This window comes from Paenibacillus tengchongensis, assembly GCF_008973665.1.
GTDB lineage: Bacteria > Bacillota > Bacilli > Paenibacillales > Paenibacillaceae > Paenibacillus_AQ > Paenibacillus_AQ tengchongensis.
The window spans coordinates 162,767-181,840 of the sequence record NZ_WACP01000001.1 but is presented as its reverse complement, the minus strand read 5'-3'; the positions used below and the strand labels follow the sequence as shown (position 1 = coordinate 181,840).

The following is a 19,074-nucleotide window of genomic DNA, read 5'->3' as shown; positions in this document are numbered from 1 at the left end:
GAATATACAAATGTCCCAATGATTTCAAGTGAATTAGGGGCTTGTGAGGATTTTGGCGATGATTTCTTTACAATATATTCGCCTCTAAAGTATGATTGTACGATAATGTCTGCATAGTAAATCTATGCGGGCAAAGAACCAAGCAAGAACGCTGAAGGGAGACGTAACGTGAAGAGCAACCAGAGCAAAATTGTGGACTGCACCATTCGTGACGGGGGACTCGTCAACAACTGGGATTTCAGTATTGAATTTGTGCAGAAGCTGTATGCCGGACTGAATGAGGCCGGTATTGATTATATGGAAATCGGCTACAAAAATTCTCCTAAGCTGCTGAAGGGCGCGGAAGGGGCCGGTCCATGGCGTTTTCTGAATGATGATTTCCTGCGGAAGGTCATTCCGGAGAAAGGCCATACGAAGCTGTCAGCGCTGGTGGACATCGGACGCGTCGATGAGAATGACATTCTGCCCCGCAGCGAGAGCATGCTCGATCTGATTCGCGTCGCCTGCTACAGTAAGGATGTGGACAAGGCGCTGCAGCTTGTTCAGATTTTTCATGACCGCGGGTATGAGACAACCATCAACATTATGGCCCTCTCCAATGTAATGGAGAATGAACTGCTGGAGGCGTTCGATCTGATCCGCGAGAGCGTAGTGGATGTGGTCTATATCGTCGATTCCTACGGAAGCCTTGACCATAATGATATCAAGTATCTCGTAGACAAGTTCAAAACCCATTTGCCGAATAAAAGACTTGGTGTGCACACGCACAACAATCTGCAGCTTGCCTTCTCCAATACCTTGATCGCTTCGGAACTGGGCGTGGAGCTGCTGGATGCCTCCTGCTACGGAATGGGGCGTGCCGCCGGCAACTGCCCGACCGAGCTGCTGGTCACCCATCTGAAGAATACACAGTATTCGCTGCGCCCGGTAATTGAAATCCTGGAGCAGCTGATGATTCCGCTGCGGGAGAAAGAGGAATGGGGCTACATCATCCCCTACATGATCACCGGAACGCTGGACGAGCATCCGCGGTCGGCAATGGCGCTGCGCGCATCCGCCAATAAGGATGAGGCGGTGGCCTTTTACGACAAGCTGACCACTCCCGAAGTGAACTTCGGAGAGCAATAACAGGCGTAATATACCGCAATTAGGCACCTTTCCCGCATCAGGGTAAGGTGCTTTTCTTTTATAATGAAATGAATGTAACTTTAAGGGGCGGGGAAGCCGATATTTATACATAGGACATAAATATATACAATCACTGATATAGATATCATTTTCGTGTGAGAGGGACTTATGAGACAAGAAGAGAGAAAGACCATTCATGCGGCAATCATCGGTGCGGCGCTGTTCCTGCTGATTCAGATTTTCCGCACGCCGCTGGGCAATATCCAGAACGAGGATCTGTTGCTTGCGTTATATCTGATTGCCGGCTGCTGCAACATAGCGTTCAGTTTTGCGATTTTTGCCCAGGGCTGGCTGTTCTTCTCCGATAAATTATCAAAGGCCAGATTGTTTACCTCCGCGCTGTTCCTGGTAGTATGTATATTCGATTTTTTGCATACGTTAAGCTTTGTCGGAATTTCGTATGTCGCATCCTTCATTACTCCGGAGCAATCGTTGTGGGTGCTGACTGCCTCGCGCCTGGCCAGCAGCTTGGGTATATTAATTATTTTCAGCAAAGAAGATGAACCGGTATCGGTCAAAAGTAAAAAGCGGGTATTCGGCGTCTCTCTGCTGGTGATTGCCTTGACTCTGACCGTGCTTTTCCTTGGCGAATCCCTGATACCCGGTGGTAAGGACTACATATGGACAGATAACCTGAAGCATGTCGCTGACATGGCAGTGTTATTCATTTACCTGCTTGGCGTAGGCATGATCGTCTACCCCGGCCGGGTTGAGAAATCGGCTTCCCTCCTGATCATTATCCGCGCCCTTATCTTTTTTGCGCTCGGCCAGGTTTTCTTTATGAATCTCTTCAGTGTCGGCGAAACGGACTATCTCCTGGGAATGCTTTGCAGCGGGGTTGCCTATTATCTGATGCTTACCGGCGTATACCGCCTGACGATTGAGGAGCCTTTTCATGAGAGCCGTCAGGCCGAGGCACGGATCAATTATTTGGCTTATCATGATGATTTGACCGGTCTGCCGAACCGGCGCCGGCTGATGCAGCGTGTAGAGGAACTTCTGCGGCAAGACGGAAAAGACAAGACTGGCGGATTCTCGGCGCTGGCGATTATGAATATTAACCATTTTAAGAATATCAATGATTCGCTGGGCCACTTTGCCGGCGACCAATTGCTGCAGCTGGTAGCGCTGCGGATTCTTGAAGAAGTGCAGGCCGGCGAGCAATTGTTCAGCATGGGGGCGGACGAATTCGCATTCCTGATGACCGGCCGCAGCGGGACGGAGAGCTGTCTGCTCCGGGCTGCGGAGCTGCAGCGCCTGTTCGAATCTCCGGTCAGTCTGGAATCCGGGGAATATCATATCTCGCTTAGTCTGGGAGTGAGCATCTTTCCGGGGGATGGAGAGACCGCGGAGCAGCTCATTCAGAATGCGGACGCGGCTGTACATAACGCCAAAGAGCAGGGGGTCGAAATCCGGCGCTATATTCCGGCCATGCAGATGAAAGCGAAGGAGCGGCTCAAGCTGGAGAACGACTTGCGCCGGGCACTGGAACGGGACGAATTCTATCTCGTCTATCAGCCGCAGGTACAGCTGGAAACGGAAGAGATTGTCGGGATGGAGGCGCTCCTCCGGTGGAACCACCCCAAGCGGGGAATGGTATCGCCAGTGGAATTCATTCCGGTGGCCGAGGAGAGCGGGCTGATCGTGCCGATTGGTGAATGGGTGCTGCGGACGGCCTGCCGGCAGAACAAGCAGTGGCAGCTGGCAGGCTACCGGCCGATCTGTGTCTCGATCAACCTGTCGATGCGCCAGTTCCTGCAGCCGAACCTGGCCGGGAAGATTGCCGCGATGCTGCATGATATCGGACTGGACCCTGGCTATGTCGACCTGGAGATCACCGAGAGCATGACTCTGGACAAAGAGACCGCATTCGAGCAGCTGAACCGCTTGAAGGGTCTGGGGGTATTTATCAGCATTGATGATTTCGGGACAGGCTACAGCTCGCTGCATTATCTCAAGAATATGCCGATCGACCGGCTGAAGATAGACCGCTCCTTTGTATCCGAGGTAATGGAGGACAGCAACAATGCGGCGATAGTGTCTACTATCACCTCCATGGCGCATCACTTGAAGCTCAAGGTTACAGCCGAGGGTGTGGAGAACAAGGATCAGCTGCAATTTCTGCGGGAGCAGCAGTGTCATGAAGCGCAAGGGTATCTGTTCGGGAAGCCGCTCCAGGCTGCGGAATTTGAGGATTCCTTCCTGAGGCCTGCGCTCGGACTGCCGCTGTGAAGGATGGCTCGCAGCCGGCAGAGGGTTGATTTTTGACGGTGATAGTGTTAAGATAACTCTTGCATTCAGTTATTATATGTCATTGCGGGTGTAGTTCAATGGTAGAACTTCAGCCTTCCAAGCTGATAGCGTGGGTTCGATTCCCATCACCCGCTCCATACTTCGACGATGAAATCCTTGGTTTCCAAGGGTTTTTTTTGTGTCTTTATTAATCTCTTGACTTAGGCAAACACACAGGCCGCCGTTTGTGCATACGCTGAACAGAACCAAATAAACGGAGGCGAGCCAAGGATGAGCTACTACCCGACAACCTACCATGAGCAGGTTCTGTATCAGGCGGATGCGCAGTCAGCGAATTATATCAGGAATATCCGGCATCAGGTACAGGAAATTTGCCGCAAGTACAAGAATCAATATGTCAAAATCGAGACGGTGGACAGCCAGGTGGTGTTCGGAAGAATTGTCGGCTGTGAAAAAGGATTATTGAAGCTGGCCGTACGGCCGCCGCATGGCGGAGACGGCAGATTGTTCGGCAGCCCGTCCTGGGGGCAGGACGAGATAATCCTTACCCTGGTGTTGTATGAGCTGCTGGTCATTACGCTGCTCTACACCTGACAGGAAAACAGCCTGCCGTAATCGGCAGGCTGTTCCGGCTTGTTATTCACCTGTTCTAGAATGTTTTTAAGACGATGACCAGGAGAATGTAGAGCACGAGAATGACGGTAGTAGAAGTGAAAGCGAACGAAGGGTAACATTCACTCATTTCAATTCCTCCTTTGCAAGCTTCTACACTAATGTATGTGTAAATTCGCGGATGGTCAGTGTGTATGCCCATTCCGCCGGCCCTGCGCAGGCTCAGTACGCGGAAGAGGCGGGGCTCCCGGTGATACGGGGGCTCCGCCTGGTTATTGTGCGCTGTGTATTACTTATACCGTCTTCAGGAACTCGACGATCGTCAGCAGGCCCTTGTCGAAATTCTCCAGGTTGAAATGCTCATCGGGCGCATGCAGGTTCTCGTCGTCGAGGCCAAAGCCCATCAGCACAACCGGAGCCTGCAGAATGCGCGAGAAGCTTTCCATGATCGGAATGGAGCCGCCGTCCTTCGTGAAGAGGGCTCGGGTACCATAGACCTTGCCGAAAGCATCGGCGGCCTTCTGCAGCATCGGATCGGTTGGATCGCAATTGAAGGCGCGGGCCTTCTCCATCTGCTTCACATGCACTCTTGCCCCCGTCTGAATGTGGGCTTTGAGATGAGCCTCAATCGCATCCAGCACATGCTGCGGATCCTGATCGCCGACGAGGCGGCAGGTAATCTTGGCATGGGCTTCCTTCGGAATGACAGTCTTGCTGCCTTCCCCCTGGAAGCCGCCGTAGACGCCGTTCAGCTCCAGCGTCGGACGGGCGCCCACACGTTCCACAAAGCTGTAGCCTTCTTCGCCGTACAGCGAATCAAGACCTAGCTTCGCTTTGATCTTCTCTTCGTCGATGCCCTGCTTCGCGAATTCCTCGCGCAGCAGCGGCGACAGCTCCGGCACGCCTTCGTAGAAGCCTTCGACGGACACGCGGCCCTTGTCATCATGCAGAGAGCTGAGCAGGGAGACCAAGGCGTGCAGTGCGTTCGGCACCGCTCCGCCGTAGGAGCCGGAATGCAGGTCGGTGGAAGCGGCGGTTACGCTGACCTCCAGCGAGCACAGTCCGCGCAGTCCGGTGCAGAGCGCCGGACGTCCGCGCTCAAGGAGAGCCGTGTCGGAGACAAGCACCGCATCTGCCGCCAGCTTGTCCTTGTACTGCTCAAGGAATGCCGGCAGATGGACACTGCCGATCTCTTCTTCGCCTTCAATGCAGAGCTTGACGTTCACCGGCAGTGAGCCTTCCTGCTTCAGGATGGCTTCCAGCGCCTTGATATGCATGAAGACCTGACCTTTGTCATCCGTGGCGCCGCGCGCGTACAGCTTCTCGTCACGAATCTCCGGCTCGAAGGGAGGTGTCGTCCACAGGTTCAGCGGGTCCACTGGCTGCACATCATAGTGACCGTAGACAAGGACAGTCGGCTTGCCGGGAGCATGCAGGTAATCGGCATAAACAACAGGATGGCCGGCAGTGGGGAAGAGCTCGATATTCTCAAGGCCGGCGCGCTGCAGTGCATCCATCAGCCAACCTGCGGCCTTTCGGACATCCTCCTTGTGTGCGGAAATAGCGGAAATGCTTGGAATGGACAGCCATTCCTTCAATTCGGCAAGCTGAGCTTCGCGCTCAGACTGGAAATAAGTTTCGTAAGACATCTGATATGTACCTCCTTGGAGTGTTGCTGCTCTTCATTATACTGGAGAACGGCCCAGGGTTCAAAATAATGCGCTTATTGATTGAGGATGGAGCGTCATGATAGACTTGATGCTTAACAGAGGAAAACACCGCTTAAAGCACGCGGATGAATTGGAGCGATTATACCGTGTCAACAGATCCCTATAAAGAATCGGCGCAGGCGCAAAGCCCGCAGCCGCAGAATCCGCCGGCATACATATACACCTATGCGAATACAGAAGACGAAGCGTCGCTTTGTGCGATGGAGTTGCGCTGCCTGTTCGGGCAGCGGGTAACGGATGATATTTTTGCCAGCACGACCTGTGTGGAGGTCAGCCGCAGTCCGTTTCTCAAGGAGCGGGTTGATGTAATCTACACCGGAAATACGCTGGAGGAGATTTACACCCAGACTGAACAGATCGATGTGGGCGACAGTACCTTTAAGGTAATTTGTGTCAAAATAAGCGATCTGCCGCCCGGAGCCAGAATCGATTATGATGGACGCAGAGCCATTGAACGCGAGATTGGACTGCGCATCCATGGGGAGGCCGATGTGAAGCGTCCGGACATCGTGTACGGCTTAGCCGCACTGGGCGGACGATGGTACTTCGGCATATACCACAAGAATGATGCGACCTGGCTGCGCCAGATGCAGAAGCCCCGCAGTTACTCGATCGCCCTCAGCACGCGCGTCGCCCGGGCGGCGGTCAATATGGCCGTACCCGACCCGCTCGGCGTCAAGGCCATCGATCCGTGCTGCGGCATCGGAACCGTGATGGTCGAAGCACTGTCCATGGGCATCGATATGGTCGGCCGGGACATTAATCCGTTAATTGTAGCAGGAGCACGGGCCAATATCGCGCATTTCGGTTTTACAGCCGAGGTGACGCTGGGCGATATCGCCGATATCGAGGAGCACTACGATGCGGCCATTGTGGACATGCCCTATAATTTGTATTCCAGCATTACGCCGGAGGAGCAGTTTGCGATACTCGATCATACCCGCCGGATTGCCGACCGGGTGCTGATCGTGGCGATTGAAGCGGTGGATGAGATGATCCACAGGGCGGGATTTGAAATCGTGGACCGCTGTGTGGCCAAGAAGGGCTCCTTCTCGCGTCATCTGATGCTGTGCATATAACCCGGAAGTCAAGGAGGAGGACCGGCAGATGGAAGAGAAATGGTTAACCTGGGCCAAGCAGATTCAGGCGATCGCCCAGACAGGGCTTGCTTACGGCAAGGATGTCTACGATATTGAACGTTATGAGGCGCTGCGTGAGCTGAGCGTGGATATTCTGGCCAATTACACCTTTGAGGGCAAAGAGAAGATCCGGCTGGCGTTTGCGGACGACGATGGCTACTGCACGCCCAAGACGGATATCCGCGGCGTGATCTTTCAGGAGGGGAAAATTCTGCTGGTGCGCGAGAAGCTTGACGGCAAATGGGCGCTGCCCGGCGGCTGGGCCGATATCGGCCTGTCCCCGAGCGAGGTGGCGGTCAAGGAAATTGCCGAGGAATCGGGCTTTCAAGCGGAGGCCGTGCGCCTGCTGGCTGTACTGGACAAGAAATTCCACCAGCATCCGCCTGAGCCGTATCATGTCTACAAAATGTTCATCGAGTGCCGCATTGTCGGCGGCAGCGCAGCGGAAGGCGTGGAGACGAGCGAAGTAGCCTTTTTTGCCGAAAATGAGCTGCCTGAGCTGTCCCTGGAGCGCAACACGCCGCAGCAGCTGCAGACGATGTTTGAATTTCTGCGGAATTCCGAAAAACCGGTAATTCTGGACTAGCTTGCGGCATAATATATATGAACCGGGCACTTTCGTTTTATTTTAGACAAAAATTGGTTAATAATATTTATGAAAGCATTTGCAAATCTTGGCCGCTGATCCTCTGTTTCCAGAAACAGTGGAGCGCGCAACTTTTTTGGGTCAGGCGGTCTACATTTTTTCCTCTACGCTGACGATAAGAAATTTAGGAGGGGATCGCATGGAACAAGAAGAATTGAGACTTCCGTTGCAGCAGGAGAAAGCCGAACGTCCCGCAGAAGGCAACATTGCCGCCGGATTGGTCTGGGGTATCCTGATCAGCATCCCGCTTTGGATTTCGCTCATCGGCTGGATTATGGGCATTTGGCGGTAAGCAGAACTGCTGCACCCGAGGAATATATGGAATATGAATAAAGGCTGCCTCTTCGTGATGAAGAAGCAGCCTTTTTGATGTTTACCGCTCACATTAGCCGGGCTTGCATTCATTTGCCGCGTACATGGACCACCCGGAAGTTCTCGCAGACGACAGGCATTTGCGGATCGAAGGGCCGGCCATAAGCTTGATTTTCCCTTGTAAAATAGAGCTCATGGTTGTAGCGCCACGATTCGAGAGAACGGTCATCCTCGCCCTCGCTGTAAGCGAACTCGGCGCCCACTTCGTCAAAAGGAATAATCTCGACCCGGACCGTCTCAATAATCGCCCGGGGAACGCCTTCCCCGTCGAGCAGGACCGAATGGCCTCCCGCAAAGGGGACAGCCAGCCCCCGTACAGCATACAGTTCATAGTTCGATGCCGTTCCCGTCTTGACGCCGGCAAGCACGAGTGCCAGCAGTTCATCGGCCAGCCGGGGACTGTCCCCGAAGGCCCAGGCACTGTCGTATTTGTCCGCCGCTTCAGGGTGTGCCTTTACATAGCTGTTCCAATAAGCGGTAACCTCCGCTTGTGTGTTCATCTTAATCTCTCCCAGTCTCATGCAAAATAATTATAGTGCTTCCGCTGCTTCCAGCCAGCCGGCGTACAGCCGGTCCAGCTCCGCCTGGGCGGCCTCCCGTTCCAGCTGCAGCCCGGCCAGGCGGGGCGCATCGCTGGCCAGGGCCGGGTCCAGCATCGCATCGTCGATGCCGGCCAGTGCCGCTTCTGCCGCAGCGATACGCTGTTCCCACCCGGCAGCCGAGCTTCCCTTGCGGGCAGCGGTGCCTGCGCGTCCCGGAGCTGCTCCGCCGTCAGTGGCAGGGGCTTGCCGTGAAGCGGCCGCCCCTGCAGGCCGGGCAGAGCCGGCCGTGCTTTCGGCAGCGGTATCCGCGAGGGCAGCCAGCTCGCGCTGCTTCTCCTTGTAGTATTCATAGTTGCCGCTGAATACCGTGAAGCGGCCGTTTCCGATCGTCCACAGCTTGCCGAAGCAGCGGTTGATGAAATAGCGGTCATGGGATACGGCCAGAACCGTACCCGGATATTCCTCGAGCGCCTCTTCCAGTGCCTCGCGGGATTCGATATCGAGGTGATTGGTCGGCTCATCGAGGATCAGCAGGTTCGGCCGGCGGTGCATCAGCACCGCGAACCGCAGCCGGGTCCATTCGCCGCCGGAGAGCGCAGCGATGCTCTTGAACACATCGCCGCCGTAGAACAGGAAGCGGGCCAGCCGGCCGCGGGCCTCGCCTTCCTCCAGGCCGGCCTGCTCGCGGAAGTAGCGCAGCACCGTAAGGCTGCCGTCCTCCGGCACGGCCTCCTGCCCGAGGTAGCCGGGAACGGTGCGTGAGCCGAGCGCGCAGCTGCCGCTGTCCGGCTCCTCCAGGCCGAGGATGATCCGCAGCAGCGTGCTCTTGCCGGCGCCGTTGCCGCCGATCAGCGCGGCGGTCTCCCCGTAGCGCAGCACCTCGCTGGCCCCGGAGAAGAGTGCTCGCCCGCCGTAGGCTTTGCCGACGGCATCGAGGATGAGCGCCTGATTGCCGGACCGGTCGTCCTGCTTCAACTGCAGGTCCATCGCTTTGCGCTCCAGCACCGGCCGTTTGACCTTCACCATCCGGTCCAGCGCCTTCTGCATGGAGGCGGCACGGCGGTGGAAGGACGGGTTCGGCGGGTTGGAACGGTTGCCCCATTCAATCAGGCGCTTGATGCTTTCCTGCATCTGCTTGATCTTCTTCTGCTGCTCCTGATAATCCGCGTACTGCCGCAGCAGCCGGGCTTCCTTCTCCGTCTGGTAGCCGCTGTAATTGGTGTGGTAGGTGATGGCTTCGCCGTCTTCGATTTCGATGACCTTGTTCACTACCGCGTCGAGGAAATAACGGTCATGCGAAATCACCAGCACCGTGCCGGTATAGGTCTGCAGGAACGATTCCAGCCACTCGATAGCTTCCATATCTAGATGATTGGTCGGCTCGTCGAGCAGGAGAATGTCGGGGGCCCGCAGCAGCAGCGCGGCAAGGGCGACCTTGGTCTTCTCGCCGCCGGAGAGCGAAGCGAATTCACGCCCGAACTGTGCTGCAGCAATGCCCAGACCCATGGCGACCCGCTCCATGGAGGCTTCGATCTCATAGCCGCCGGCCCGTTCGAATTGCTCCTGCAGGATGCCGTATTCACGCAGCAGCCGGTTCCAGGCCGCTTCGTCCTGATCCGCGCCGAGCGCAGCCATCTCCGCCTCCAGTTCCCGCAGCCGCCGCTGGCATTCCAGCGGCTCCGCGAAGCTGCGCTGCAGCACGGCATACACGCTTTCGCCGGCGTCCGCATCCTGGATCTGCGCCAGCAGTCCGAGGGTGCTGCCTCTGCGGATGGCGATTTGGCCCTGGTCGGGCTGCTCTTCGCCGCTCAGCAGGCGCAGGAGCGTGGTCTTGCCGCAGCCGTTGCGGCCGATCAGGCCGATGGTTTCGCCCTGGCGGATTTCAAAGGTAACGTCGCTCAGAACCAGCTGGGCGCCGTGGTATTTCTGGATATGCTGGCATGAAATAATCATAGGGATTCTCCTTTAAGAATGCCCTTTTCCGCCTACTGCACCGTGAATTGGATACAAAAAGGCCGCGGGGGAAATTCCCCGCGGCCTTGATGCACTTCGATCGGTCAGTTACATCCGTTCGGGTGCAGGCAGAAAAGGCATTTCACAATGTTGTGTTCGTATTGGGTTCATGTAAATGGACAGACTTCTCCCGTTGTTGGCATTTGCATGAACGATGCCGGACATGATATTTACCAGCCGGCTTCCAATACTGTTGGTCACATTGCGATCCATTTCTCCCACACCTCCTCTGTACAAAGTTATTGCTAGTGTAACCAATATTCCGGATTTTAGCAACACTCAAAATGCAGGCCCCGGCCGGCTGGAGGAAGGCCGGCTTTAAACGCGAACCCGCAGCAGACCGGACCGTTACACGGTATAACGCAGCACCAGCCCGCCGTAAACGAAAGCAGCGACAATCACCAGGGCGGGATGAAGCTTGAACTTCTGCATGGCCACGAATGCGATTGCGGCGATGATCAGCGTCTGCCATAGCCCGATGGAATCGGCCGGGCTCTCGGCCATTTGAAAGGTAAGAACGGCCATCATGACAGCAATGACCGGCTGCACCAGCAGCGTCATGCCTTTGACTACCTTGGATTGCTTGTATTTCTGCAGCACATTCAGCAGAACGATCAGCGCAGCCGCGGAAGGGAGCACGGTCGCCAGCAGCGCCAGGGTGAGCCCGAGCCAGCCGAGCACATCATAGCCGACATAGGCGGCGATTTTGGTGGCGATCGGTCCGGGCAGGGCGTTGCCCAGCGCCAGCATATTGGAGAACTCCTCATCTGTCAGCCAGCCGTAGTGAGGCACAATTTCTTCATACATCAGCGGAATAGAGGAAGGGCCGCCTCCGTAGCCCAGGACATTCGCCATGAAGAAACCGTAAAGCAGTTCGAGCCATTCCATCAGGCGGTTCCTCCTTTGTTCCGTTTTGCCAGGATGCGGTAATGCACTGTACCGTAACCGAGAAACAGCACGATTACAATGGCGGGATGGATATGCAGCACTTCCAGCAGCAGCAGCGCCAATGCGAGGCTGACGATTCCGGCAATGGCGCCGAGGCCCTTGAAGGCCTTCTGGGCAAATTCATAGGCCATTATGCCGAGCATTACGGCGATGACGGGCGAGACGGCGGCGATCATGCCGGCGACGGCTTTCGAGCCGGCCAGATAGTGGACGGCCGAGAGCAGCAGGAGCATGGCCAGAGAGCTGGGCAGGATGTGCGCAAGCACGGACAACACCGCGCCTTTGACGCCCTTGAGCCGGTATCCTAAATAAGCTGCCATCTTGGTGGCGATCGGTCCGGGCAGTGCGTTGGCAATGGCCAGCGTCTCCCCGAATTCTTCGTCGGTCAGCCAGCCGTAACGGGCGACGGCATCGTGCCGGATCAGGGGGATTACGGACGGACCTCCGCCGTAGCCGAGGATTCCGGTACGGATCATGGACACCGCAAGCTCTGCATAGGGATTATTTTTGTTTTTCAAGACGGACCTCCTTCAGCTGTGCACAGTTCTCTTTACCCCATAGGATGAATCAGTTCCCGGTTTTTGAGTCCATTTTATGCATTTCCATTCCGGGGTACTATACGGGCGGAAGCGGGCCGGCCAAATTTTGTGCATGGTTCACAAAAATACGGCCTGATTTTGCTCAATCCTCTTCCCGTAATTGACAGCGGATTTCCCGGTGCAGTTAAATGGCGTTAATCTGATTGAATCGAAGGGAGCCATCAGCGTCATGACAAACGGACCGGTAATCGGCACACAGACAATGGTAGTAAGCCCGCATTACCTGGCCTCGGCAGCCGGGGCCCGGATTCTGGCCAGGGGCGGGAACGCCTTCGATGCGGCCGTAGCCGTCAGCGCTACGCTGGCAGTGGTATATCCGCATATGACCGGACTGGGCGGCGATGCGTTCTGGCTGACGTACAGCGCGGGCGAAGCGCGCGTGCGGGTCTACAACGGCAGCGGACGTTCGGCCTACGCCGTCCGCCGGGACAGCTACGCCGGTGAGGGGCGTATCCCCCACCGGGGCGTCCGCAGCGCCATTACCGTGCCGGGAATGGCGGACAGCTGGGCGGCCGTGCTGGCGGAGTACGGCCGCATGCCGCTCGCGGAGGTGCTGGAGCCGGCGATCGGCTACGCCTCCGGGGGGTTCCCGCTGTCGCCCGACCAGCACGCCGGCAGCCGGCTGGCCGGCGCGGCGCTGGCGCCTGCGGCGGCGGCGATTTATTTGCCCGGCGGCGCGGTTCCGCCGGCCGGGCGGCAGTTCCGGCAGCCGCAGCTGGCCGGGACGCTGCGGCTGCTTGCGGAAGGCGGACGCGACGCCTTCTACAAGGGGGCGGTCGCGGCGGAGATCAGCCGCTTCATGCTGGCGGAGGGCGGCTATCTGGCCCGCGAGGATTTCGCGGACCACTGCGGCGAGTGGACAGAGCCGGTGAGCACCGATTACCACGGGCTGCGGGTTTATCAGGCGCCGCCCAATTCGCAGGGCTTTACGGCGCTGATGGCGCTGAATATACTGGAGCGCTTTGATTTCGCCGCAATCAAGCACGGCTCCTATGAATATTATCACCTGCTCACCGAGGCGCTGAAGCTGAGCTTCCGCGACCGGGACCGCGTGCTGAGCGATCCCGCCTTCACACCGGTTCCGGTTCAGCAGCTGCTGGATAAAGCTTACGCGGCTGCGCTCGCAGCGCATATTTCACCGGAGCGTGCAGCGGCGCTGGAAAGTGAACCGGTCGGCCGGGACACGGCTTACGCCGCAGTGGTCGACAGGGACGGCAATGCGGTCTCCTTCATCCAGAGCCTGTATTTTGAATTCGGTTCGGGCATTGTGGCGGGCGATACGGGGATTCTGCTGCAGAACAGGGGCTCGTTCTTTTCGCTCGACCCGGCACATGTCAATACGCTGGAGCCCCATAAGCGTTCGTTCCATACCTTAATGCCGGCGATGGCCTGCCGGGACGGCAAGCCTGTCTATCTGTACGGCACCCAGGGAGGGGAAGGCCAGCCGCAGACACAGACACTGCTGCTGACCCGGATGCTGCATTACGGGATGGACCCGCAGGCGGCGGTTAGTGAACCGCGCTTTGTGTGGGGCAGGACCTGGGGCGAGCCGACGCAGGAACTGAAGGTGGAGCGCAGAGCCGGCCGGCGGGTGCTGGCGGCGCTGGCGGAAGCGGGGCATCTGGTCCGCCCGGTCCGCGCATACGACGGCGTTATGGGGCATGCCCACGCCATTGCCGCCGGAGAGGATGGCACCATCAGCGGCGGAACCGATCCGCGCTGCGATGGAGCGGCAATCGGATGGTAGACTGCGCAGGAGACGCGAAAAGTCTGTGCGAATACGGAAGTCCGGGAGCGGAGGAGAACAAGATGAGTGAAGACAATAAATACGGCGCGTATATTGCACCGGATCTGCATGTCGCTCCTGAAGGGGGCGGCGACCTGGCTGGTCTGGCCTTTGCGGTCAAGGATGTGTTCGCCGTTGCCGGGCACAGATCGTCCGCCGGCAATCCCGATTGGCTCAGCAGCCATGAACCGGCACCCGAGCATGCGGCGGCGGTACGCCGTCTGCTGCTGGCGGGGGCGGCTCTATCGGGGGCGACCCATACCGACGAGCTGATGTACAGCCTGGGCGGGGAGAATATCCATTACGGCACCCCCGTCAATCCACGGGCAGAGGGCCACATTCCGGGCGGCTCTTCCAGCGGTTCGGCAGTGGCTGTGGCTGCCGGCAGCGCTGACTTTGCGCTTGGCACGGATACGGGCGGCTCGGTCCGTGTCCCGTCGGCCTATTGCGGTGTCTACGGCTTCCGTCCGACGCACGGCGTTGTTGACATGGAAGGCGTGATTCCCCTTGCTCCGGGTTTCGATACGGTGGGGTGGATGGCCGGCAGCGCGGAGCTGCTGCTGCGTGTGGGGCGTGTGCTGCTTGAGCGCAGCCGGCCCCTTGAGACGGCCGGCAAGGACCGGCCTCCGGGAATCAACAGGCTGTATATTGCCGAGGAAGCCTGGCAACTGCTTGAACCGGAAAATGCCGGCTGCCTGGAGTCCGGCCTGCGGAAGCTGATGGCCGGGGCGGACCGCTCAGAGGGAACGGCCATCGCTCCGGAAGGGCTGCGGGCTTGGATGGATACCTTCCGCGAATTGCAGGGGGCGGAGATCTGGGCTACTCATGGCGCATGGATTAAAGAGCGGAATCCGGTCTTCGCTCCGGATATCGCCGCGCGCTTTGCCTGGGCGGAAGGGCTGGACGGGCAGGATCACAGCGCTGCGCAGGCGCTGCAGTCGGATATTGCCAAGAGGCTGGCAGAGCTGCTGGACGGAGGCGGCTGTCTCGCCGTTCCGACCGTCCCCGGGTGCGCGCCGCGGCGGGGCGGGGACCTGGAGCAGCTGGAACGCAACCGCAGCGGCGCCATGATGCTCAGCTGCATTGCCGGACTGGCCGGTCTGCCGCAGGTTACCCTGCCCGTCACAGGCCCCGCCGGTTATCCGCTGGGCCTGTCCGTCATCGCCGGCCCCGGTGAAGACTTGCGGCTGCTCTCCTGGATCAGCCGCATCTGGAAATAGACACAGGACTCGAAGGAACTGTCCCTTATGCCATGAAATGGCTGCGGGGCACAGTTCCTTCGGCGTCCTGCGGGACAACCTGCGGAGCGTTCCCACTTGAACGGACTCAGGCGCCTCTATTTATTATTTTTGCATAGGTTATCTGGCGTTAACGGACTCCAGTGTCCTTATTTAAGAATGATAGCGCATCCAAATGTCCCGGCAACTCCAATAACTTCATCTCAGTCCGTAAGGTCCGCATCAGCGCTACTTCCGCTGAAATAAAGACTGTACGGTCCGTACATATGTTCAAACTTTACTAATTCAGTACGCGGTGCGGTGCTTGGCCTTCTTCTTCAGCCATCTGTCAAACTGCACTGCTGCAGAATAAAAGAGCAGAGCGGCGATTCTCCGATAACCGGAGAAGGGCTGCCCTGCTTATTTTCATAGGCGATTTCCCGGTGCATTGGATTGAGCAGTGGATAAGCTGCTTGGGGACAGACTCCGTTAAGATTGCGCAGATTGCAGCGGCTGCCGATAAAATTAATATTTTGTGACTAGTGTAAAGTTTTATTACACAAAGGCGATTTTTTAATACTTTATCCTTCTCAATCCTGTTCATTTTAACTATAATGTTACATAAAGTAACACAAGAAACGAACTGATTATATAAATATGTATATAAAAGGGGGGGCGGCGCATGCATCTTACCGTGGAAGAAGCGTTGTCGATTTATCCGCTGTCCGAAGCCAGGCTGATTGCCGGCTCCAAGGGGAAGCACCGGATTATCAAGTCGATCAATGTGATGGACGCGCCGGATATTTCGGATTGGATCAAAGAAGGGGAAATGCTGCTGACGACCGCTTACCTGATCAAGGATAATCTGGAGGATGCCTCCGCCCTGCTCCGGAAGCTGGAGCGTCGCGGGTCCGCTGCGCTCGGCATCAAGCTGGGCCGCTTCTGGAATGCGGTGCCGGAGCAGCTGGTAGCCGAGGCGGAGTTGCTGAATTTTCCGCTGATCGAGCTGCCCTTTGAGTTTACGTTCTCCGACCAGATGAACGGCCTGTTCCGCGCAGAGCTGACGCGCAGCACCAGCATGCTTCAGAGCATCATGGAGAAACAGCGCAAGCTGATGCGGTTTGCGCTCCGCTCCGGACACAGCCGCCCGCTGTTTGAGTCCGTCTCCGAGGTGATCGGCTGCAGGATGGCGGTTATCAGCGCCCGCGGCGATGTCATTTATAACAATACTGAGCATGCCGGCAGCGAGCTGCTGGAGGGTTGGCCCTGGCAGAACCGGAACCAGCGCTTCCGCACCGGCGGCAAGACGGGCTACCGCCTCCCCTTGCTTCAAGGCGGGAAGTGTTCAGGCTATCTGCTATATTGCTGTATTGATCCAATACTGCTCCCTGTCGAGGAAAGTCTGTTCGTCCAGGGAGCCGAACTGATTTCTTATCATATTCATGCCGGCTTTGAAGATTATTTCGAGCATGCCGGCCAACGTGAATTCAGCACCTTGCTGCGGCGCTGTCTCGCGGGAGGGTTCTCCTGCAGTGAGCTGGCCCAGGCAGCGCAGCGGCTGGAGATTCCGCTGCTGCGCCATCCGTTCCAGATGATGCTGACCGACACGGCGGGAAGCGGAGAGGCGCGGCAGGCCGAGCTGCTGTGGATCAAGGAGGCGCTGCTGGAACATCCGGATTTGCAGGATACGCAGGCTGTACATGTTCTGATGGACGAAGGGCTGCTGTCGCTATACCCGTCGGGGAAACAGGGCACGGAGGGGCTCGGCGAATCCGTCAGTCAATGCTTCGAGCAGCTGCAGACGGACAAAGGCTGCTACCCGAGAGCGGCAGTCAGTGCCGTCAAGGTCAAGCCGGAAGGGCTCAGGGAGGCTTTTGCCGAGGTCAAGGAATGCATGGCGTTGGCCCAGCGCCGTAAGGGCTGCGGGCAGGTGGTGCACTACCGGCAGCTAGAGCTCACTCTGATGCTGGAGCAGATTCTGCCGGAGACGATGGAGAAATACTGCAACGGCATGCTGCGAGGACTGCTGAGCCGGGAGCCGGAGTACGTCCGGGAGATGCTGCACACGCTTGAGGTGTATCTGCAGAATGACGGCCATGTCAACGAGACGGCCAAACGGTTGTTTATCCACCGCAATACGGCCACATACCGGATTGAGAAGCTCAGTGAGCTGCTGGAGGTCGATTTCAAAAAAATCGACGATCTGCTGCGGCTGAAGCTGCTGTTTATTTTCCGCGGCATGCTGGAGCGAGAGTAAACAGCGCCTGCTGCGGGACGGGGAACGCGATGATAAAGGAGGGAGCTTCATGAGCGCACAGGATATCGTACGGCATGTTTATGAGAACGAGGCTCCCGCTGTACTGGCTACGCTGATTGCTGCTGAAGGGCATTCATACCGCAAGCCGGGGGCGGCGATGCTCTTCTATCCGGGAGGGAGACTGGGGAGCCTCAGCCCGGGTTGTCTGGAGGGCGATCTGGAGCTGCGCACGGAGGAGATCTGGGAGCGCGGCCTGCCGGAGCTGGTGGTGTATGACATGACTTCGCCCGATGATTTCTCCTGGGGCGAGGCTGTCGGCTGCGGAGGAACCATTACGGTGGTGCTTGAGCCGGTGCAAGGCGAACTGCGGCGGTTGCTGCGGGAAATCCACGGGGAGCTGGAGCAGGGGGGCAGCCTGACGCTGCGGCGGGAAGCGGCAGCCCGATCAGGTTACCGCTACACGCTTGAACCGTACGCGGAAGAGATGCTGCCGCGCGGAGCGGGCGGGAGAACCGGGTGCCGCCCCGTGCCGGTGGAAGCGGCGGCTCCCGGACTGCCTGCTGCGTCTGCGCCGCTTGCCGCATTCCGTACGCACTTCGTGCCGAAGCCGCGGCTGATTCTGTTCGGCGGCGGGCTTGACGCGCTGCCTGTGGCAGAGCTGGCAGCAAGCAGCGGCTTCCGCCTCGCGGTCGCCGACTGGCGCGAGGGGAGTCCGCTGCTTTCGTATCTGCCGGATGCCGAGCGGGCCGTCTGCCCGCCGCAGGAGGCGGCCGCGAAACTGCGGGTTACCTCTGCAGATTATGTGCTGATTCTCAGCCATCAGTCGCAGCGGGACCGCCAGTTTCTGCTGGGCGTGCTGCCATCATCGCCGCAGTATATCGGGATTATCGGCTCGCAGGCGCGCATTGCACAGGTGCTCGAAGGCGTGGAGCCTCCGGCTTCGCTGCATGCACCCGTTGGCCTGCCGATCCGGGCGGAAGGTCCTGAGGAAATCGCCGTCAGCATTGTGGCTGAATTAATCCAGATCAAACGGGCGAATGCGCCCGAACTATCGAAAGGAGTGGAACCGGATGAGAATAGCCGGTATTTATCTGGCCGCCGGACAGAGCAGCCGCATGGGCGTCCCCAAGGTGTCGCTGAAGCTGCCCGGGAAGGTCTCACTCGGGAGCGCCGCGCTCAGTGAACTGGAAGGCTGCGGCCTGGCCCCGCTGATCGTTGTAGTCCGTGCGGACGATAACCTGGCCTGGCTGCCGCCTGCGGCCGAAGGGAGCGTTAGACGCACGGAGACCTGTCTGACCGCCCACCTCGGGCTCTCCTTTTCGCTGCGCTGCGGGCTCAACGCCGTCATGCCGCTGCAGCCGGATGCCGTAGTCGTGGCGCTCGCCGATCAGCCGTTTATTACTGCGTCTATGGTGAACCGTCTGACGGATACCTATAAGCGCAATCCGGAGCTGGATTATGTATCCAGCGCGAACGATGGCCTGGCGATGCCGCCGGCGCTCTTTTCCCGCTCCATGTTTACGGCGCTGCAGGGCCTGGACGGGGATAAAGGCGCGGCTGCGCTGCTACGCAATGAAGACTACCGGGGGATGATCCTGGAAGCCGAGTCGGGCCGCAGCTTTCTGGATGCCGATACGCCCGCCGATTTCGGGGAAATCAGCCGGCAATGGAGCCTGCAACAGAATGGAAATTGACACCGAAATGCCTTGATTTCCATTTCAATGTTAGGAATTATCACTTATTTTAGGCTTAATTTTAGGCGTCCTAGTGCA

At 57.9% G+C, this 19,074-nt stretch carries 17 protein-coding genes and 1 tRNA gene; 12 read left to right on the top strand and 6 right to left on the bottom strand.

The window, feature by feature from the left end; genetic code table 11:
* Nucleotides 1-168 precede the first annotated feature (168 nt).
* The 4 genes from F1381_RS00520 (at nucleotide 169) to F1381_RS00505 (ending at nucleotide 4,035) form a co-directional block, all read left to right on the top strand.
* Nucleotides 169-1,128 carry an aldolase catalytic domain-containing protein gene (locus F1381_RS00520; protein ID WP_151732879.1) on the top strand — a complete coding sequence of 320 codons (960 nt, stop codon included), beginning with the start codon at nucleotides 169-171 and terminating at the stop codon, nucleotides 1,126-1,128.
* A 168-nt stretch (nucleotides 1,129-1,296) separates the two neighbouring features.
* Nucleotides 1,297-3,420, top strand: coding sequence for a putative bifunctional diguanylate cyclase/phosphodiesterase (locus tag F1381_RS00515; protein ID WP_151732878.1), 2,124 nt, complete (start codon nucleotides 1,297-1,299; stop codon nucleotides 3,418-3,420).
* An 84-nt stretch (nucleotides 3,421-3,504) separates the two neighbouring features.
* A tRNA-Gly gene (locus tag F1381_RS00510) sits at nucleotides 3,505-3,578 on the top strand.
* A 133-nt stretch (nucleotides 3,579-3,711) separates the two neighbouring features.
* Entirely contained in the window at nucleotides 3,712-4,035 is a 324-nt protein-coding gene (locus tag F1381_RS00505; protein WP_151732877.1) for a hypothetical protein, read from the top strand.
* Nucleotides 4,036-4,090: 55 nt separating this feature from the next.
* Here the strand turns inward: F1381_RS00505 and F1381_RS28555 are convergent, their stop codons facing one another.
* Nucleotides 4,091-4,183 carry a YjcZ family sporulation protein gene (locus tag F1381_RS28555; protein ID WP_222850410.1) on the bottom strand — a complete coding sequence of 31 codons (93 nt, stop codon included), beginning with the start codon at nucleotides 4,181-4,183 and terminating at the stop codon, nucleotides 4,091-4,093.
* A gap of 163 nt (nucleotides 4,184-4,346) precedes the next feature.
* Nucleotides 4,347-5,702, bottom strand: a complete 1,356-nt coding sequence (locus F1381_RS00500; RefSeq protein WP_151732876.1) for a dipeptidase — start codon at nucleotides 5,700-5,702, stop codon at nucleotides 4,347-4,349.
* 167 nt (nucleotides 5,703-5,869) lie between these two features.
* Between F1381_RS00500 and F1381_RS00495 the strand changes: the two genes are divergently transcribed.
* The 3 genes from F1381_RS00495 to F1381_RS28025 all read left to right on the top strand — a co-directional run bounded on the left by F1381_RS00495 (nucleotide 5,870) and on the right by F1381_RS28025 (nucleotide 7,860).
* Nucleotides 5,870-6,862 carry a TRM11 family SAM-dependent methyltransferase gene (locus tag F1381_RS00495; RefSeq protein ID WP_246187852.1) on the top strand — a complete coding sequence of 331 codons (993 nt, stop codon included), beginning with the start codon at nucleotides 5,870-5,872 and terminating at the stop codon, nucleotides 6,860-6,862.
* Nucleotides 6,863-6,890: 28 nt separating this feature from the next.
* Nucleotides 6,891-7,508, top strand: coding sequence for an NUDIX hydrolase (locus F1381_RS00490; RefSeq protein ID WP_151732875.1), 618 nt, complete (start codon nucleotides 6,891-6,893; stop codon nucleotides 7,506-7,508).
* Nucleotides 7,509-7,707: 199 nt separating this feature from the next.
* Complete coding sequence (locus tag F1381_RS28025) at nucleotides 7,708-7,860, top strand: hypothetical protein (protein WP_187355122.1); 153 nt, start codon at nucleotides 7,708-7,710, stop codon at nucleotides 7,858-7,860.
* Nucleotides 7,861-7,969: 109 nt separating this feature from the next.
* Here the strand turns inward: F1381_RS28025 and F1381_RS00485 are convergent, their stop codons facing one another.
* The 4 genes from F1381_RS00485 to chrB all read right to left on the bottom strand — a co-directional run bounded on the left by F1381_RS00485 (nucleotide 7,970) and on the right by chrB (nucleotide 11,961).
* On the bottom strand, nucleotides 7,970-8,440 hold the full coding sequence (locus F1381_RS00485; protein WP_151732874.1) for an ASCH domain-containing protein: 471 nt from the start codon (nucleotides 8,438-8,440) through the stop codon (nucleotides 7,970-7,972).
* A 30-nt stretch (nucleotides 8,441-8,470) separates the two neighbouring features.
* Entirely contained in the window at nucleotides 8,471-10,435 is a 1,965-nt protein-coding gene (abc-f, locus tag F1381_RS00480; RefSeq protein WP_151732873.1) for a ribosomal protection-like ABC-F family protein, read from the bottom strand.
* A gap of 408 nt (nucleotides 10,436-10,843) precedes the next feature.
* Complete coding sequence (gene chrA / locus F1381_RS00475; protein WP_151732872.1) at nucleotides 10,844-11,383, bottom strand: chromate efflux transporter ChrA; 540 nt, start codon at nucleotides 11,381-11,383, stop codon at nucleotides 10,844-10,846.
* The gene (gene chrB, locus F1381_RS00470) at nucleotides 11,383-11,961 is read right to left on the bottom strand and encodes a chromate efflux transporter ChrB (protein WP_281349861.1); all 579 of its coding nucleotides are present in this window, start codon (nucleotides 11,959-11,961) and stop codon (nucleotides 11,383-11,385) included. The genes chrA and chrB overlap by 1 nt, the downstream gene beginning before the upstream one ends.
* Before the next feature lie 250 nt (nucleotides 11,962-12,211).
* Between chrB and ggt the strand changes: the two genes are divergently transcribed.
* The 5 genes from ggt to F1381_RS00445 all read left to right on the top strand — a co-directional run bounded on the left by ggt (nucleotide 12,212) and on the right by F1381_RS00445 (nucleotide 18,996).
* The gene (gene ggt / locus F1381_RS00465) at nucleotides 12,212-13,789 is read left to right on the top strand and encodes a gamma-glutamyltransferase (RefSeq protein ID WP_151732871.1); all 1,578 of its coding nucleotides are present in this window, start codon (nucleotides 12,212-12,214) and stop codon (nucleotides 13,787-13,789) included.
* A gap of 62 nt (nucleotides 13,790-13,851) precedes the next feature.
* Entirely contained in the window at nucleotides 13,852-15,048 is a 1,197-nt protein-coding gene (locus tag F1381_RS00460; protein ID WP_151732870.1) for an amidase, read from the top strand.
* Between the two features lie 679 nt (nucleotides 15,049-15,727).
* The gene (locus F1381_RS00455; protein ID WP_151732869.1) at nucleotides 15,728-17,302 is read left to right on the top strand and encodes a PucR family transcriptional regulator; all 1,575 of its coding nucleotides are present in this window, start codon (nucleotides 15,728-15,730) and stop codon (nucleotides 17,300-17,302) included.
* Between the two features lie 49 nt (nucleotides 17,303-17,351).
* Entirely contained in the window at nucleotides 17,352-18,485 is a 1,134-nt protein-coding gene (locus F1381_RS00450; RefSeq protein WP_151732868.1) for an XdhC family protein, read from the top strand.
* Entirely contained in the window at nucleotides 18,373-18,996 is a 624-nt protein-coding gene (locus tag F1381_RS00445) for an NTP transferase domain-containing protein (RefSeq protein ID WP_187355121.1), read from the top strand. The genes F1381_RS00450 and F1381_RS00445 overlap by 113 nt, the downstream gene beginning before the upstream one ends.
* The last annotated feature ends 78 nt before the right edge of the window (nucleotides 18,997-19,074 follow it).

Bases quoted from the DNA above. Each gene is read 5' to 3' on its own strand.
- F1381_RS00485 (WP_151732874.1), bottom strand. From the start codon at position 8,440: ATGAACACACAAGCGGAGGTTACCGCTTATTGGAACAGCTATGTAAAG.
- chrA (WP_151732872.1), bottom strand. From the start codon at position 11,383: ATGGAATGGCTCGAACTGCTTTACGGTTTCTTCATGGCGAATGTCCTG.
- F1381_RS00500 (WP_151732876.1), bottom strand. From the start codon at position 5,702: ATGTCTTACGAAACTTATTTCCAGTCTGAGCGCGAAGCTCAGCTTGCC.
- ggt (WP_151732871.1), top strand. From the start codon at position 12,212: ATGACAAACGGACCGGTAATCGGCACACAGACAATGGTAGTAAGCCCG.
- F1381_RS00490 (WP_151732875.1), top strand. From the start codon at position 6,891: ATGGAAGAGAAATGGTTAACCTGGGCCAAGCAGATTCAGGCGATCGCC.
- F1381_RS00450 (WP_151732868.1), top strand. From the start codon at position 17,352: ATGAGCGCACAGGATATCGTACGGCATGTTTATGAGAACGAGGCTCCC.
- F1381_RS00455 (WP_151732869.1), top strand. From the start codon at position 15,728: ATGCATCTTACCGTGGAAGAAGCGTTGTCGATTTATCCGCTGTCCGAA.
- abc-f (WP_151732873.1), bottom strand. From the start codon at position 10,435: ATGATTATTTCATGCCAGCATATCCAGAAATACCACGGCGCCCAGCTG.
- F1381_RS28555 (WP_222850410.1), bottom strand. From the start codon at position 4,183: ATGAGTGAATGTTACCCTTCGTTCGCTTTCACTTCTACTACCGTCATT.
- F1381_RS00505 (WP_151732877.1), top strand. From the start codon at position 3,712: ATGAGCTACTACCCGACAACCTACCATGAGCAGGTTCTGTATCAGGCG.
- F1381_RS28025 (WP_187355122.1), top strand. From the start codon at position 7,708: ATGGAACAAGAAGAATTGAGACTTCCGTTGCAGCAGGAGAAAGCCGAA.
- F1381_RS00460 (WP_151732870.1), top strand. From the start codon at position 13,852: ATGAGTGAAGACAATAAATACGGCGCGTATATTGCACCGGATCTGCAT.
- F1381_RS00515 (WP_151732878.1), top strand. From the start codon at position 1,297: ATGAGACAAGAAGAGAGAAAGACCATTCATGCGGCAATCATCGGTGCG.
- F1381_RS00445 (WP_187355121.1), top strand. From the start codon at position 18,373: ATGAGAATAGCCGGTATTTATCTGGCCGCCGGACAGAGCAGCCGCATG.